Origin of the sequence: Herbaspirillum sp. SJZ106 (assembly GCF_006715495.1) — a bacterium.
Lineage (GTDB): Bacteria > Pseudomonadota > Gammaproteobacteria > Burkholderiales > Burkholderiaceae_D > Herbaspirillum.
This window is the reverse complement of sequence record NZ_VFNI01000006.1, coordinates 13,365-29,093: the sequence shown is the minus strand read 5'-3', so window position 1 is coordinate 29,093 and position 15,729 is coordinate 13,365. Positions and strand designations below refer to the sequence as shown.

At 63.9% G+C, this 15,729-nt stretch carries 17 protein-coding genes and 1 tRNA gene; 10 read left to right on the top strand and 8 right to left on the bottom strand.

Annotated features, from left to right (window positions below; translation table 11 throughout):
* Positions 1–41: 41 nt before the first annotated feature.
* From ybgC to FB598_RS17795, 8 genes are all read left to right on the top strand, one after another.
* Positions 42–518, top strand: coding sequence for a tol-pal system-associated acyl-CoA thioesterase (gene ybgC / locus FB598_RS17830; RefSeq protein WP_141917383.1), 477 nt, complete (start codon positions 42–44; stop codon positions 516–518).
* Between the two features lie 132 nt (positions 519–650).
* Positions 651–1,355 carry a protein TolQ gene (tolQ, locus tag FB598_RS17825; RefSeq protein ID WP_141917386.1) on the top strand — a complete coding sequence of 235 codons (705 nt, stop codon included), beginning with the start codon at positions 651–653 and terminating at the stop codon, positions 1,353–1,355.
* Entirely contained in the window at positions 1,355–1,789 is a 435-nt protein-coding gene (locus FB598_RS17820; protein WP_141917389.1) for an ExbD/TolR family protein, read from the top strand. Before tolQ ends, FB598_RS17820 begins: the two co-directional genes overlap by 1 nt.
* Before the next feature lie 20 nt (positions 1,790–1,809).
* Positions 1,810–2,736, top strand: a complete 927-nt coding sequence (gene tolA, locus FB598_RS17815) for a cell envelope integrity protein TolA (protein ID WP_141917392.1) — start codon at positions 1,810–1,812, stop codon at positions 2,734–2,736.
* 3 nt (positions 2,737–2,739) lie between these two features.
* Entirely contained in the window at positions 2,740–4,017 is a 1,278-nt protein-coding gene (tolB, locus tag FB598_RS17810; RefSeq protein WP_141917395.1) for a Tol-Pal system beta propeller repeat protein TolB, read from the top strand.
* Positions 4,018–4,066: 49 nt separating this feature from the next.
* Entirely contained in the window at positions 4,067–4,588 is a 522-nt protein-coding gene (gene pal / locus FB598_RS17805) for a peptidoglycan-associated lipoprotein Pal (protein ID WP_141917398.1), read from the top strand.
* Between the two features lie 5 nt (positions 4,589–4,593).
* Positions 4,594–5,349: a tol-pal system protein YbgF gene (gene ybgF / locus FB598_RS17800; RefSeq protein ID WP_141917401.1), complete on the top strand. Its 756-nt coding sequence runs from the start codon at positions 4,594–4,596 to the stop codon at positions 5,347–5,349.
* Positions 5,350–5,437: 88 nt separating this feature from the next.
* Positions 5,438–5,513, top strand: a tRNA-Lys gene (locus FB598_RS17795).
* A 156-nt stretch (positions 5,514–5,669) separates the two neighbouring features.
* On the opposite strand, the gene FB598_RS17790 is transcribed toward FB598_RS17795, so the two are convergent.
* Positions 5,670–6,560 (bottom strand): S9 family peptidase, encoded by an 891-nt coding sequence (locus tag FB598_RS17790; RefSeq protein WP_141917403.1) that lies wholly within the window; start codon positions 6,558–6,560, stop codon positions 5,670–5,672.
* A gap of 228 nt (positions 6,561–6,788) precedes the next feature.
* Between FB598_RS17790 and FB598_RS17785 the strand changes: the two genes are divergently transcribed.
* Both FB598_RS17785 and FB598_RS17780 read left to right on the top strand, forming a co-directional pair.
* Positions 6,789–7,250, top strand: a complete 462-nt coding sequence (locus tag FB598_RS17785; RefSeq protein ID WP_141917406.1) for a hypothetical protein — start codon at positions 6,789–6,791, stop codon at positions 7,248–7,250.
* A gap of 40 nt (positions 7,251–7,290) precedes the next feature.
* On the top strand, positions 7,291–7,668 hold the full coding sequence (locus FB598_RS17780) for a DUF423 domain-containing protein (protein ID WP_141917409.1): 378 nt from the start codon (positions 7,291–7,293) through the stop codon (positions 7,666–7,668).
* A gap of 289 nt (positions 7,669–7,957) precedes the next feature.
* Here FB598_RS17780 and FB598_RS17775 read toward each other — a convergent pair whose 3' ends face one another.
* From FB598_RS17775 to ntrB, 7 genes are all read right to left on the bottom strand, one after another.
* Positions 7,958–9,286, bottom strand: a complete 1,329-nt coding sequence (locus FB598_RS17775; protein ID WP_141917411.1) for a DUF3100 domain-containing protein — start codon at positions 9,284–9,286, stop codon at positions 7,958–7,960.
* Positions 9,287–9,484: 198 nt separating this feature from the next.
* Positions 9,485–10,993 (bottom strand): aldehyde dehydrogenase family protein, encoded by a 1,509-nt coding sequence (locus tag FB598_RS17770; RefSeq protein WP_141917413.1) that lies wholly within the window; start codon positions 10,991–10,993, stop codon positions 9,485–9,487.
* A 70-nt stretch (positions 10,994–11,063) separates the two neighbouring features.
* Complete coding sequence (locus FB598_RS17765) at positions 11,064–11,957, bottom strand: NAD(P)-dependent oxidoreductase (protein WP_141917416.1); 894 nt, start codon at positions 11,955–11,957, stop codon at positions 11,064–11,066.
* A gap of 137 nt (positions 11,958–12,094) precedes the next feature.
* Positions 12,095–13,009, bottom strand: coding sequence for a LysR family transcriptional regulator (locus tag FB598_RS17760; RefSeq protein WP_141917418.1), 915 nt, complete (start codon positions 13,007–13,009; stop codon positions 12,095–12,097).
* A gap of 93 nt (positions 13,010–13,102) precedes the next feature.
* A complete protein-coding gene (locus tag FB598_RS17755; RefSeq protein WP_141917482.1) occupies positions 13,103–13,774 on the bottom strand; it encodes a methyl-accepting chemotaxis protein in 672 nt (223 codons plus the stop codon).
* A 125-nt stretch (positions 13,775–13,899) separates the two neighbouring features.
* Positions 13,900–14,712 (bottom strand): ABC transporter ATP-binding protein, encoded by an 813-nt coding sequence (locus tag FB598_RS17750; RefSeq protein ID WP_141917421.1) that lies wholly within the window; start codon positions 14,710–14,712, stop codon positions 13,900–13,902.
* 20 nt (positions 14,713–14,732) lie between these two features.
* Positions 14,733–15,665 (bottom strand): nitrate ABC transporter permease, encoded by a 933-nt coding sequence (ntrB, locus tag FB598_RS17745; RefSeq protein WP_141917423.1) that lies wholly within the window; start codon positions 15,663–15,665, stop codon positions 14,733–14,735.
* Positions 15,666–15,729: the final 64 nt, after the last annotated feature.

Genomic DNA, 15,729 nt, shown 5'->3' with positions numbered 1-15,729 from the left:
CGTGCCGCTGCAACTACAATTCGCCGAATAACAAGAAGCATATGAGTGCCGCCAGTAGTCCGTTCGACTGGAAGATCCGAGTCTATTACGAAGATACCGACACCGGCGGTGTCGTCTTCTACGCCAATTACCTGAAATTCTTCGAGCGCGCCCGCACCGAGTGGCTGCGCTCTTTCGGTTTCCAGCAACAACAGCTGGCTGAAACCACCGGCGCCATCTTCGTGGTCAAGGGCACCAGCGTCGATTATCTCTCCCCGGCCCGGCTGGACGATGAACTCAAGCTCACGGTCGTGGTCGAAAAGCTCCGAAACGCTTCCATTGAATTTGTCCAGGAAGCCTGGCGCCTGCCGTCGGGGAACGGCGCCGCCGGAAATAACCAGGAAGCAACATTGCTGGCCCGTGGACGCATCACCGTGGTCTGCGTCGATGCCGCAAGCTTCCGACCGCAACAAATTCCCGCAGAACTGCTGTCGCGCATCAAGACTGCCCCCGGACTACCCCGGCAGGATGCGCCATGAGCACATGGCTACCAAGAACATGCCGGCTGCCGGCAAGCTTTTCTTAACAAGCGCCGGTATCGGAACCGAAATCTTTGCTCTTACAATTTGCAGTCCTTTTAATTGCCGCCCTTTTAGCCGCCACACTTCCCCATGAACGTCACACAAGACCTGTCCTTCATTTCGCTGATCGCCAACGCGTCCGTTCTGGTGCAACTGGTGATGCTGTTGCTGCTGTCTGCATCGGTCATCAGCTGGACCTACATCTTCCGCAAGATGTTCGCCATCCGCAGCGCCCGCATACAGACCGAAGAATTCGAGCGCGTCTTCTGGTCCGGCGGCAACCTCGCCGCGCTGTACCAGGACGCCCTCTCCAACCGCCGCAAGGCGGGCGGCAGCGGCGGCGCGCTGGAACGCATCTTCCAGGCCGGCATGGGTGAATTCAACAAGGCCAAGGCCTCGGTGGCCGCACGCGGCGGCGCGGCCGACAACGGCGCCCTGCTCGACGGCGCGCGCCGCGCCATGCGCGCGGCCTACCAGCGCGAGATGGATGCGCTGGAATCGCACCTGGCCTTCCTGGCCTCGGTCGGCTCGGTCTCGCCCTACGTCGGCCTGTTCGGCACCGTGTGGGGCATCATGAACGCCTTCCGCGGCCTGGCCAACGTGCAACAGGCCACGCTGGCGGCGGTTGCCCCCGGCATTGCCGAAGCGCTGATCGCCACCGCCATCGGCCTGTTCGCGGCGATTCCGGCGGTGGTGGCCTATAACCGCTACTCGCACGACATCGACCGCCTGGCGATCCGTTTCGAGAGCTTCATCGAAGAATTCTCCAACATCTTGCAACGTCAGGCACGCTAATGGCAGGCTCATCGATGCGCGGGGGCCGCACCCGCAAGTTCAAGTCGGAAATCAACGTCGTGCCTTACATCGACGTGATGCTGGTGCTGCTGATCATCTTCATGGTCGCCGCCCCCATTACCAATCCGAGCGTGATCAACCTGCCGACCGCCGGCAAGTCCACGCAGCCACCGGCCGACTACATCGAAATCGCCCTGAAGCCCAACACCCAGGCCACCATCCGCCTCAACGGCCCCAAGAGCGGCGGCAAGAAGGCTGAAACCGTGACCGGCAAGGTCGACCTGTCCGAGCGCCTGCAGGCCTTGCACGCCGACAATCCGGACCTGGCGGTGATGATCTCGGCCGACAAGGACATCAAGTACGACGAGGTGGTGCAGGTGATTTCCGAAGTGAAGAAACAGGGGATCGCGCGCGTCGGCCTGGCCACCAAGTGAGCAGTTACCAAGCAGTCACCATGAGCGACAACTCTCCGTACAACATCCCCAGGCCTCCCGGCCGCTGGCGCGCCATCGCGCTGGCGCTGGTGATGCACGTCGCGCTGTTCCTGTTCTTCTGGATCGGCATCCGCTGGCAGAACGAGACGCCGCTGACGGTCGAGGCCGAGATCTGGGATCCGCAATACAAGGAAGCGGCGCCCCTGCCCGTGCCGCCGCCCCAGCCGGAACCGCAACCCGAGCCGCAACCGAAAATCCAGCCCGAACCCAAGCCGCAGCCGCCCAAGGTGATCGACGAGCCCAAGGTCGAGAAGCCCGATATCGCCCTGGAAAAGGAAAAGAAACGCAAGCAGGAGCTGGAGAAGAAGGAACAGCAGGAAAAGCAGGAGAAGGCGGAAAAAGAGAAGGCTGAGAAGGAAAAGGCCGAACGCGAGAAGAAGGAAAAGCTCGAAGCCGAGAAGCAGAAGAAACTGAAGGAAGACAAGCAGAAAGAGGAAGAGGCCAAGAAGAAGGCCGATGCCGAGAAGCAAGCCGCCGACAAGAAGAAGGCGGCTGCCGACGCCAAGGCCGCCGAGGCGCGCCGCCAGGAAGACCTGAAGCGGATGATGGGCCAGGCGACCAGCGCCACCGGCGGCAGCGGCACGGCCGAGAAGTCGCAAGGTCCCAAGGGCACCCCGGACTACGCCAACAAGCTGCGCGCCAAGATCCGTTCCAATACGATCTTCGATGTACCCGCCAATCTGAGCGGAAACCCCGCCGGGGAGTACACTGTCGAATTGTTCCCGGACGGAACGGTACGCAGCGTGCGCACCATCAAGGCGTCGGGCCTGCCCGGCTTCGACGATGCGGTGCGCCAGGCCGTCATGAAGTCGCAGCCGTTCCCGGCGGACAAGGATGGCAAGGTGCCGTCCAGCTTTACTTTCACCCATTACCCGAAAGATCAGTAAACGATGATAAATGTCCGTTACCTGACCAGCATTGCCGTCACCGCCGCCAGCCTGTCCTTTGCGCCGGCTTCGCAGGCGCAGTTGCGCTTCGAGATCACCGGCGTGGGCGCGACCCAGATTCCCGTCGCCGTGGCCGCCTTTCCCGGCGAAGAAGCCGCGCCGCAACAGATCACTTCCATCGTCAAGGCCGACCTGGCCCGCAGCGGCATCTTCAAGCTGATCGACAACAGCGACGCGCTGTCCGATTCGTCCGTCATCAACTACGCCGACTGGCAAAAGCGCGGCGCCAACGCACTGGCGGTGGGCAGCGTGCAGCGCCTGGCCGACGGCCGCTTCGACGTGCGCTACCGCCTGTTCGACACCGTGCAGTCGAGCCAGCTCTCGGCGCTATCCTTCGGCAGCCAGCCGCAACTGATCCGCCTGACCGCGCACAAGATCGCCGACGACATCTACCAGAAGCTGACCGGCATCCCCGGCATCTTCTCGACCCGCATTTCCTACGTGACCAAATCGGGCAGCGAATACCGCCTTGAAGTGGCCGACGCCGACGGCGAAGGCCGGCAGGTCGCGCTGATTTCGAACGAGCCCATCATCTCGCCGGCCTGGTCGCCCGACGGCACCAAGGTCGCCTACGTCTCGTTCGAAGCCAAGAAACCGATCATCTACATTCAGAACCTGGTGACCCGCCAACGCTCCGTCGTCGCCAATTTCAAGGGCAGCAACTCGGCCCCGTCGTGGTCGCCCGACGGCTCGCGCCTGGCGGTGGCGCTGTCGCGCGACGGCCTGACCCAGGTCTACATCATCAATGCCGACGGCTCCGGCCTGCGCCGCCTGACCAACACCTCCGGTATCGACACCGAACCGCGCTTCTCGCCTGACGGCGGCAGCATCTACTTCACCAGCGACCGCAGCGGCGGCCCGCAGATCTACAAGGTCGGCGTGGACGGCGGCAGCGCCCAGCGCGTCACCTTCAACGGCAGCTACAACATCAGCCCGCGCATCTCGCCCGACGGCAAGACGCTGGCCTTCATCTCGCGCCGCGACGGCCAGTTCCAGCTGTACGCGCTGGACCTGACCAACGGCCAGGAACAGCGCCTGTCCGACGGCAGCCGCGACCAATCGCCCAGCTTTGCCCCCAACGGCAAATACATTATGTACGCGACGGAAGCTGGTCGTCGCGGATCCCTTGCCATCGTATCTGTCGATGGCCGTGTCAAGCAGCGTCTGACAACGCAAGTCGGAGATATCAGGGAACCGACTTGGGGTCCGTTCATGAAATGAAATAAAGAAATCCAACATTAACATTCATCACGACAAGGAGAAATCCAAAATGCGTACCATCAGCACCCTCGCCCTCATCGTCTCCAGCGCTGTTCTGCTGGCCGCTTGCTCGTCCACCAAACTGGACGACAAGAACGCCCCTGTTGAAAACCGCGCCGGTTCCGGCAGCGGCGCCGATATGCGCGCCGTCGGCACCGTCAACGCCGGCTCCGCCGATCCGCTGAACGACCCGCAAGGCGTTCTGGCCAAGCGCAGCGTCTACTTCGACTACGACAGCTACACCGTCAAGGACGAATACCGCTCCGTGGTTGAAAACCACGCCAAGTACCTGGTGGCCCACAAGGACCGCAAGGTGATCATCCAGGGCAACACCGATGATCGTGGCGGCGCCGAGTACAACCTGGCCCTGGGCCAGAAGCGTGCAGAAGCCGTGCGCAAGGCACTGGTGCTGCTGGGCGTGTCGGAGTCGCAAGTCGAAGCCGTATCCTTCGGCAAGGAAAAGCCGAAGGCCCTGGGCCAGGACGAAGCCTCCTACGCTGAAAACCGTCGCGCCGACATCGCTTATCAGTGATCGACATGCGTACCGCTTTCAAACTGAAATCGGTAACCGTGGCAGCCGTACTGGCTGCCACGGCTTATTTACCGCTCACTGCCCACGCTGCCCTGTTTGGCGACGACGAGGCGCGCAAGGCGATCCTGGAGATCCGCGCCAAGATCGAAGCCCTGCAGCACGACATTGACAACAAGGCCGACAAGAACAGCGTCCTCACACTCTCCGACCGCAACGACAACCTGCAATCGCAGATCTCGGCGCTGCGCGGCCAGATCGAAGTGCTGACCAACGAGGTCACCAACGCCCAGCAGCGGCAAAAAGATTTTTACGTTGACCTCGACGCGCGCCTGCGCAAGCTCGAACCGCAACAGGTCAATGTCGACGGCCAGACGGTTGCCGTCGGCGTCTCCGAACAGCAGGCCTACGATGTCGCGCTGTCCCAGTTCAAGGGCGGCGACTACAAGGGCGCGGCCAATGCCTTCGGCGACTTCATCAAACGCTACCCGCAATCGGGCTACGCCGCCTCGGCGCAGTACTGGCAAGGCAATTCCCTGTACGCCCAGCGCGACTACAAGGGCGCCATCGCGGCCCAGCAGAATGTCGTGAAGAACTACCCCGACAATCCCAAGGTAGCCGACGCCATGCTCAACATCGGCAGCTCGCAAGCCGAACTGAAGGACAAGGCCGCCGCCAGGAAAACGCTGGAGCAACTGATCGCCAAATACCCGAACAGCCCGGCCGCGCAAACCGCCAAGGAACGCCTGCCCACGCTGAAATAAGGGCCCTGGCAGCAAACCGGCTGTTGTATAGCGTTTTACGCAAGGATTTGACACCGCCAATGAAGTTTGCCTATAATTGCGGTCTTTCGGGTCGTTAGCTCAGTTGGTAGAGCAGCGGACTTTTAATCCGTTGGTCGCAGGTTCGAGTCCCGCACGGCCTACCAGAAATTCAGAAGTAGAAAAAAGGGCTCCAGTTCGCTGGAGCCCTTTTTGTTTTTCTAGCGGCGTGTATTTTTCTGCCATTTCTGAGGCCGTCCTCCAGACCTGTTAGCCTGAGCTGATCATAGGGACGCAAAATCAGGCGCGCGCGCCATCTCCCTTTACCGCTTGAGCGGCTGCCCCGCAAACCCCAATTTTTCCAGGAACGCCGACACGATCGGCGACCAGATATCCACTCCGTTGGAAAACAGCAAGTGTCCATTCTTCCCGAACGGCGGCAGCAGATGGTAGTCGGCCGTGCCGCCGGCGTTCACGAAAGCCGCGTGCCAGGACTTGCTATAGGACGGGCCGAAATAAAGGTCATTCTCGGTATAGATCCACAGCATGGGCGCCTTGGCGGTCTTGCCGAATTGGGCATACATGTCTTCCATGCGTCCCGGCTGGCAGGGGTTGGCCGGATGCCCGACCGGATCGCCGCCGGAGCCGCCGGCGAAGTTGATGGCGCCGACCAGGCCGGCCGGCGCCAACGCGGCGGTGGCAACCGTCGAATAACCGCCCACCGATTGCCCTACCAGCAACACGCGCTGCGCATCGACATAGGGCTGCTGCTTGGCATAGTCCAGCACCGCCAGGATCTCCGTGCTGGCGGCCTTGGCCATGGGCGCGTAGTCCTTGCTGCTGCAACCGCCGCTGTCTTCCGGGTCGAACTGGGTGCTGTACTGGCCGTAGCCGATGCGGGTCGGCTCGAATACCGCAAAGCCGCGCTCGATGAAGTAGCGCACCTGCCTGGTATAACGCACGCGCGGCGGGTCGCGCCGGTTGGTCGGACTGCGGCCGTGGTTCAGGATCAGGATGGGGAATGGTCCGGGACCATCCGGCTTGAACTGCGTAATCACGACCTTTCCGGTTTCTTCCTTGCCGTAGAGATCCTTGACCGTGACATCGATCGATGTCACCGATTCGTTAAGATCCATCGCCAGTTGCTGGGCGTGGAGATTGGCGGCGCTGGCGGCGAAGAGCCACGCCGTAAGCAGCAGTATGTGTCGGCGCATGTTTTTCTTGTCGTGGAAATGAAGCTGCAAAGGCAGCCGGAGCCGCTACGCTAACGCCGGCCGGGCGTTCCGGCAAGCACAATGCACGAACGCATGGCTCGCCCGCCACAGCATCGGGCTTTGCCCTGCGGATTGCCGAAGACGAACCCTGCGCTTGCGCCCGACGATACGCGATCCGATATACTTCCGCTTTTCATCCGCAGGTTTTCGATATCCCGATTGCCAACCATGTCCGACCAGCCGCCCGATCCCTTGTTTCCCGATGACGCCGTCAGCGGCGCCGATACCGTTCCGGCGCCGCGGCCGTGGATCGTATTGCAGAACGCGCATGAGGTCGAGACCTGGATCGAGACCTATAACCGCGAATTGCAGGCGGTCGTCTGGCGCAACAAGCTCAATACGGCCAACGCCGGCCAGGGCATCTGCTTCGCGCTGGAACTGGGCGGCGAAATCTACCTGCACACCACGACCGAAGGCCAGGTGCTGCTGGACGTGAGCGAAGAAGCCTCATGGGTCAACCCGGTGATCAGCGCCGCCACCGGCGCGGCGTCTCCGGCCGGCACCGTCTGGGTACTACCGCAGGATACGCTCACGCAACTGATCCTCGGCCTGTCAGGCATGATCGCGACTTCGCAGTTCGTGCTCAGGCATGAATACCGGATCGGAAAAAGCCAACGTATCCGGTTCTGAGCGCCCCCCGACGGAAAACATTGCCAACAAGGATAGATCCATGAATGAACGCCCCCTGGTCGTCGCCGGCGCCATCAACATGTTCATTGCTGTGGGCTGCGGCGCCTTCGGCGCGCACGGCCTGAAGAAGATGCTTTCCGAGGACATGCTGGCAGTCTGGCATACCGCCGTCACCTACCAGGCCATGCATGCGCTGGGCATGATCGCCGTCGCCCTGCTGCTGCCCAGATTCGGCGGCGCGATGATGCGCTGGGCCGGCAACCTGATGCTGGCCGGCATAGTCATCTTCAGCGGCAGCCTCTACCTGCTGGCGCTGACCGGCACCCGCGTGCTGGGCGCGATCACACCCATCGGCGGCGCCGCCTTCCTGGCGGCGTGGCTGCTGGTGGCATGGTCGGCTTACAAGGGCATGCGCTGAACCGCAGCCTGCCGACAAGAACACCGCCCTCTCTCGGGCTAATGCCGTTCAGTTAAGACTAATTCTGAAACACTCATCACAGCCCCCCCGTTCGGGCTGAGTAGGCCCGCCAGGGCCGTATCGAAGCCAGCGCGCCAGCGTTAGCGCTCTTGCCTGCCCTTCGATACGCTGCTGCGCAGCTACTCAGGGCGAACGGAGTCTGGACTGCACAAACAAAAATGCCGTTCAGTACTTAACTGAACGGCATTAACTCTCTCGAACGGCTTTTGCATTTCCGGCGTACGGATGATCAGCGATGGAAGAACTCTGCGATCAGCGTGGCGCCGATGAAGGTTCCGGCATTGGCCGCAAAGGACACCAGCACGATGCGCCAGCCCAGCTTGCGGAAAGCGGGAATGTCCTTGGCGATCGACAGGCCGGCGAAGGTCAGCATCGGCGTGATGACGGCCAGGAAGTTCACCTTCGCCGTCAGGTCGACAATGGCGGCCGCCCACGGACAGGCCGGCGAAGTCAGGAACATCGCCACCAGCGTGACCCAGCACACGGCCGGCACTTTCTTGCCGGTCAGGTTGCGCAGCTGGTCGCCGACGAACACCACCGCCACCATCAACGCAATACAAGCAAGCGATGCCAGCGGCGTCACCTTGTAAGCGATCCAGTTGGCGACCATGGTCAGCACACCGGCGAAGACCCAGGCGCTGATGCGGCCGGCCAGGCCGAGTTCGGCGGTGTCGAGATGCGTTTCCTTGTGCAGGCCGTCGTCCGGCGGCGTGGAGGCGGAATTGGTGCGGCCGATGAGCGGCTCCAGCACGCGGTAGCCCCACACCGCCAGCGGCAGCGAGATGAACAGCGTGAAGTAGGTGCCGATAGTGGTGGTGATCAGGTTGCTGGCAGCGGCAAAGGTGGCCACGTCCTTGGCGACATCGGCCGGCTGCAGCGCGGCGATGGCGCCGGCGGCGGCCGCCATCATGCTGCCCGAACCGACGCCCGCGCCCATGGCCAGCGAATAGGGGTGGAAGATGTTCAGGCTGGCGATGAAGCCGGCGAACACCGCGATGAAGACGGCGCCGAACAGCGTGCCGGTGATGTACTCCGCCAACACCCCGCGGCCCTCCGGCGAATCCATGCCGTAGCGCTCGCCGATGATGGCCAGGCTGGGCTCGCGGCCCACCGAGAAGGTAGCACCGATGGCCTCGCGCTTGATGCCCAGCAGCAGCGCCAGCGGCAGGCCGATCACGATGGTGCCGACGAAGTGCCCGAACTCCTGGAACACCAGCGCCCAGCCCGACTCGACCAGCTTGGGCAGGGAATTTCCCACCATCAGGCCCAGCTTGGCGACGAACAGCAGCAGCGCCGGCTGCAGGATGGCGGCAGCCTGGAACTGCATCGGCTGCGTCAGCGCCACGCCGCCCGGCAAGCGGCGGCTGAACAGGCCCAGCGCGGCGCCCATGATCAGCGCCCACACCATGGGCAGCAGCACGATCTTGCCGGGGCCGAGTTTGAGGGTGGCCGATCCTATCCATTCGGCGATGATCAGGATGAGCGCCGCATAGGCGTATAGCTTCCAGGTTTGCTGCCCCTGCCGTGTTGCCGATACCGATGTCGCTGCTGCCTGCATGTTGCTCTCCCGCTGTGGATGAAGTACTGCATCGCGTTGATCCGGCCCCGTCGCGTTGCCGGACGGGGGGTGATGTCGTGTCGTTTTACCTCGTGTTTACCTCGTGTATTGCCGCTGCCCTGCAGCGCCATGCGCCGGCCTCCCCGCCCGCGCATGGCACATGACACATGGCGCATTGCCAGCGCAACCGCATCCGGCTTATACGTAGCCGAACGCCGCGGCCGGCGCCGCCGCCGTCTCCACCCACACGCTCTTGGTCTGGGTGTATTCATGCAGCGCCTCGACGCCGCTGGAACGGCCGTAGCCGCTCTGGTTGTAACCGCCGAAAGGCGAAGCGACGTTGATGGTCTTGTAGCCGTTGATCCAGAAAGTGCCGGCGTTGACCTGCGCCGCCACACGGTGGCCGCGGGCGATGTCGTTGGTCCAGACCGCGCCGGCCAGGCCAAAGTCGCTGTCGTTGGCGATGCGCACCGCATCCTCTTCGGTATCGAAGGGAATGGCCACCACCACCGGGCCGAAGATCTCCGTGCGCGCCACGTCCATCTCGTTGGTCGCATGCGCCAGCACCGTCGGCCGCACGAAGAAACCCTCGCCCGCCTGCTGCGGTGGCGTAGCAAGCTTCGCGCCCGCCTTCACGCCCTCGGCGATCATGCTGATCACATGCTCGTACTGCTTCTTGTTGGAAATCGGCCCGACTTCGGTGCCGTCGTCCAGCGGCGAGCCCACCTTGATGCGCGCGGCGCCGCCGGCCAGCATGTCGACGAAACGCTCATACAGGGAGCGTTGCACCAGCAGACGCGAACCGGCCACGCAGCTTTGCCCGGCCGAAGAGAAGATCGCCGCCTGCGCGCCCAGGCAGGCACGCTTCAGGTCGGCATCCTCGAACACGATGTTGGCGGACTTCCCGCCCAGCTCCAGCACGCATGGCAGCAAGCGGCGCGCGGCGGCTTCGGCGATCTTCTTGCCAGTGGCGGGCGAACCTACGAACACCACCTTCTTCACCGCCGGATTGTCGATCGCAGCCTGGCCCACGGTGTGGCCATAACCGGCCAGTACGTTGATCAGGCCGGCCGGCACGCCGGCCTGCTCGGCCAGCGCAGCCACCGCCAGCGAGGTAAACGGCGTGAGCTCCGAAGGCTTCAACAGCACCGCGTTGCCCATGGCGATGGCGGGCGCCACCTGCCAGCCGCAGGTGAAGATGGGCGCATTCCAGGGCGTCACCTGCAGCACCGTGCCGACAGGTTCGCGGCGCGTGTAGTTCAGGTGCGTGGTCGGCACCGGGATGACATCGCCATAGAACTTGTCGCACCAGCCGGCGTAGTACTCGAACATCTCGGCCACCTTGGCGACCTCGCCACGGCAGTCGCGGATCGGCTTGCCGGCGCTGATGGCTTCCAGTTGCGCCAGCGGTTCGAGATGGTTGCGGATCTGCTGGCCGACGGCGAACACGATGCGCCCGCGCGCGGCATGGGTCAGCGTCCACCACTGCTTTTGCGCGGCGGCGGCGGCGCGTACGGCCTGCTCCACCACGCCCGCGCCGGCATCGCAATACGCCAGGCTGGGACGGCCGCTGGCGGCGCTATGAAGTTGCACGGCTGGGCCATCGCCCGCCACCAGCTGGCCGCCGACGTAGGAACCGATGGTGGTCGCGCCCGGGAAGAAATGCGCGAACGCGGCCAGCAGGTGTTCCGATTCATTCAATTGCATTGCTTGCTCCTGAAACCTTGAGTGGAAAATATCTGGAAACGATCTGGAAATGATCCGGCGGCGCCGGTGTTTATTCGTTCATCGCTTCACCCAGCTGTACGATGCGGTTGAAGTCTTCGCCATCGGCGATGCTGTCGGCACTGAAAGCCCACAGGCGGCCGGCTTCGGCCGACAGCGGCGCATCCACGCGCAGCTCCTGCAGCAGCCCCATGGCCAGGCGGATGTCCTTGCGCATCAGCTTCATGGTGAAGCCAGAGTTGAAGGCGTCGTTGAAGACCCAAGTGGGATAGTTGACCTGCGTGACGCCGCTGCGCCCGGAGCCGGCGTTGATGCCTTCGAAGATCTGCTGCGCATCGAGTCCGGCTTCACGCGCGATGCGCGCGGCCTCGCCGGCCACCAGCAGATGGGCGCCGCACATCAGGTTGTTGAGCAGCTTGGTGACGTGGCCCGCGCCGACCGGCCCCACATGCACGCGCTTGGCGCTGATGGCTTCCAGCACCGGCATGGCGGCGGCGATATCGCCGGCATCCCCGCCCAGCACCATAGTCATGGCGCCGGTGGCTGCGCCCTTGGGGCCGCCGCTGACAGGGCCGTCGATGAAGCGCAGCCCGCATTCGACCAGGGCTGCGGCCACCTTGCGGGTGCTGTTCGGATCGGCCGTGGTGGTATCCACCACCAGCAGGCCGCGGCGCGCGCCTTCCAGCACGCCGCCCGCGCCCAGCACCACCGCCTCCACCACATCCGAGGTCGGCAGCGACAAAATCAGCAGCTCGACCTGCCCCGCCAGTTCCGCCGCCGAGGAGGCGATCGCCGCGCCATCGGCCTGCAACGCGGCACAGGCCGCCGGCGACGGATCGAAGCCCGCCACCTTGTAGCCCGCGCGCAGCAGCGAACGCGCCATGCCGCTGCCCATGTTGCCCAGACCGGCCACGCCGACCGTCGCTATCGTTCCTGCCTGTTCCATGCACGCTCCCTGAAGATTCATCGGATCGGACCGGCATGTCATGCGCCGGTCGTGAATGCAGTGTGCAAGCAGAGGCGGTACGGATCAATTACAAGGAAACTGGGTTTTTGTTCTAATTAACAGAACGCAGGATGGTCTCAGCTGGTGACCTGGAAGGCCTGCATCAGCGAACTGGAATACGACAGCAGCCGGTTGGCCGCCACCGACAGCTTGCGGCCCACCCGCGTGATCAGGTGTACCTCGGCGGTGGTCAGCACGTCGCTGTCGATGGGAATGGCCAGCAACTCGCCGGCGGCCAGCTCGGTCGACACCGAAAAGCGCGGCAGCAGCGTGATGCCCTGGCCGGACTTCACGAAGTGCTTGAGCACATTGATGGAATTGGTGCTCAGCAGCGGATTGAACTTGATCTTGGCCGCATACTCCGCCAGCGCCAGCAGCTGGCGCGTGCCGTAGGATTCGTGCATCAGGCCGATCGGGTATTCGGTCAGTTCCTTCAGGCTGCACGACTTGCTGTTGCGCAGCGGCGATTGCGGTCCGACGATGACCTGCATCGGCTGCGGCTGCACCGCGCGCGAGACGATCTTGGGATCGCTGGGCGGGTTATAGACCAACCCGATCTCGGCCTGGTCTTCGGCGACCTGGCGCAAGACCTCGTTGGTGCCGGCCAGGTCGATGGAAATCGAAATCTGCGGATGCCGGGCCGCGAAGTAAGCCATGGGCTGGCTCATGAAATCGCTGACGAACCCCTCGCCGATGACGATGCTGACGTGGCCGCGTTTCAGGCCGCGCAGGCCCTGCAGCTTGGACAACAGGTCGGCCTGGTGGGCGCCCTGCTCGCGGTAGTAGTCGATCAGCAGCTGCCCGGCCTCGGTCGGCACCACGCCGCGCCGGTGGCGCTCCATCACGGGGATGGCGACTTCCTGCTCCAGCAGCGCAATCTGCCGGCTCACCGCCGACGGGGCGATATCGAGCTTGTCGGCGGCGGCGCGCACGCTGCCGCATTGCACCGCCTCGAAGAAATAGGCCAGGCGCTGTTCATTGAGCTTTCTCATGTGTTCTCCCTGGACATTGCCCCGACCTGCCGGCCGAGGCTCATGTTGCCCGGATTAGAACACAAATTCGATTTCCCACTATCGAATGCTGATTCAGGCAGCAGCGCCGCTGAGCGCCGCCTTGACCAGATCGTCGATCTCGCCGGTAATGTCCGACAGCACCCCGGCCACCACCGAAAACTCCTTGCCCGCCAGGCCTGAACGGGCCGCGACGATGCGTGCATTGAAGGCCACCATCTTGGCTTCGCGGGCGATGGTCTCGATGTTGGTCATGATGCCGCGCAGTTGTTTGCGCATCAGGCGCGCGTGCTTCCTGGACTGCTCTTCGTAGATCGCCGTGATCTGGTTCAGCACCGCCAGCAGCGGCGTGGTTTCCTTGACCAGTTCGGCCAGCAGCTCGGGAGCCGCCTTGAGCTTGTCGTCGATGGCGTTGAGCGTGCGGCCGGCCAGTTCGGCAAAGCCGGTGATGCGCGCATCGCCGCCGGCCTTGCCGAAATAAGCATCTTCCAGCTCCGGACAGAACACGCCGGGCAAGTCGCCCGATCGTTTCAGCAACATGGCGTGGGCGCCGCGAAACAACGCCAGCGCCTCGCGCGCGGTAGCGGTAGCGTCTGCATGCCCTTGCGCACCCAGCACCGCGTACAGCACCAGGCGCTGCGAAGTGAAGCGGCGGCGCCCCGACAGGTTGATCAGCATGCCAAACACTTCGCCCGACAAGGGGATGACATCGGCATCGGCGTCGTCATCCCCGCCCACGACCGCCATCGCGGGCGAGACGGCTGACGCATCATTTACCGCGGCCGGACGGCAAGGCGACATGAGCCGTGCGTCCTGCCCGGCGGTCTGGCTGGTCATAGCTTACCTCCACTCTGTCGCTCTGCGATGAAGGATCAGGCCGCTTCGCGCGCCGGATGCGCCTGCTTGCGGTACAGGAATTCCAGCACCGCGGTGCGGTACGCGGAGTATTGCGCATCCTGCGCCAGCGCCACGCGTTCGCGCGGACGTGCCAGCTTCACCTCCAGGACTTCACCGATGGTGGCGGCCGGGCCGTTGGTCATCATCACGATGCGGTCCGACAGCAGCACGGCCTCGTCGACGTCGTGGGTCACCATGACCACTGTCGACTCGGTCTTGGCCACGATCTTGAGCAGCTCGTCCTGCAGGTGGGCGCGCGTCAATGCATCGAGAGCCCCGAACGGCTCATCCATCAGCAAGACCTTGGGTTCCATCGCCAGCGCGCGGGCGATGCCCACCCGCTGCTTCATGCCGCCGGAGATTTCATTTGGGCGCTTGGTCTCGGCCGCCCACAGGCCCACCAGCGCCAGCGCGGCGCGCGTGCGGTCGCGCAGTTGGGTGCGGTCTTCCTGCGCGCCGAACACGCGCTCGACGCCGAGGTGGATGTTCTCGTAGCAGGTCAGCCAGGGCAGCAGCGAGTGGTTCTGGAACACCACCGCGCGCTCCGGCGACGGGCCGCCGATTTCGCGGTTGGCGCACAGCAGCACGCCTTCGCTGGGCCGGGTCAGGCCGGCGATCAGGTTCAGCAGCGTCGACTTGCCGCAGCCGGAGTGGCCGATGAGCGTAACGAACTCGCCCTTGGCAACCGTCAGGTTGATGTCGCGCAGCGCATGGAAACTGCCCTTCTTGGTGTTGAACACCATTTCCACGCCGTGGATGTCGATGAATTTGCCGTTGATGTTTTCCATGATGTCCCCCGCGTTCGGTTTCAGTTGCTGACCTGCTCATAGGTGAAGGCCTTGGCCAGCGCCACCAGCGCCTGCTCCAGGATCAGCCCGACCACGCCGATGACGACGATGGCGATGATGATGTGCGGCACGTTCAGGTTGTTCCATTCATCCCAGACCCAGAAGCCGATGCCCACGCCGCCGGTCAGCATCTCGGCGGCGACGATCACCAGCCAGGCGGTGCCGATGGACAGCCGCACGCCGGTCAGCATGTAGGGCAGCACCGAGGGAAACAGGATCTTGGTCAGGATTTTCCATTCCGGCAGGTTCAGCACGCGCGCCACGTTCATGTAGTCCTGCGGCACGCGCTGCACGCCCACCGCGGTGTTGATGATCATCGGCCAGATCGAGCAGATGAAGATCGACCAGATCGCCGCCGGGTTGGCCGACTTGAACACCAGCAGGCCGATCGGCAGCCAGGCCAGCGGCGAGACCGGTTTCAGCAGGCTGATGATGGGCCCGAACATGGCCGCCAGGAACTGCACGCGCCCGATGGCGAACCCCAGCGGGATGCCCACCAGCGCCGCCAGGCCGAAGCCCACGCCCACGCGCTGCAACGACGCCAGCACGTTCCAGCCGATGCCCTGGTCGTTGGGGCTGTTGCGGTAGAAGGGATCGGAGAACATGTTCAATGCTTCCTGCAGCGTCGCCAGCGGCGTCGGAAAGCTGCTGTTCTTCAAGGCGATGATCTGCCAGACCAGCACCAGCACCGCCACTCCCAGCAGCGGCGGCACGATGCGCATGAAAACGCCGCCGGCGGCGATGCGGCGCCTGGCCGGGCGAACCTGCGCCGCAGCCGGCGCAGGCGTGAGCGCCTTGGCCTCGTTGGCGGCATCGGCGCCGCGTGCCGCGGCCGGCGCCCCGGCGGCCGGCTTGGCGTTATCGCCCATGATGTTCTCCATGACTGCGCTCATTTCGACTCCCTTCCTGTTGGAACTTCAATCGCATCGGCGCGCCTCCCTCGGCGCGCCGCATATC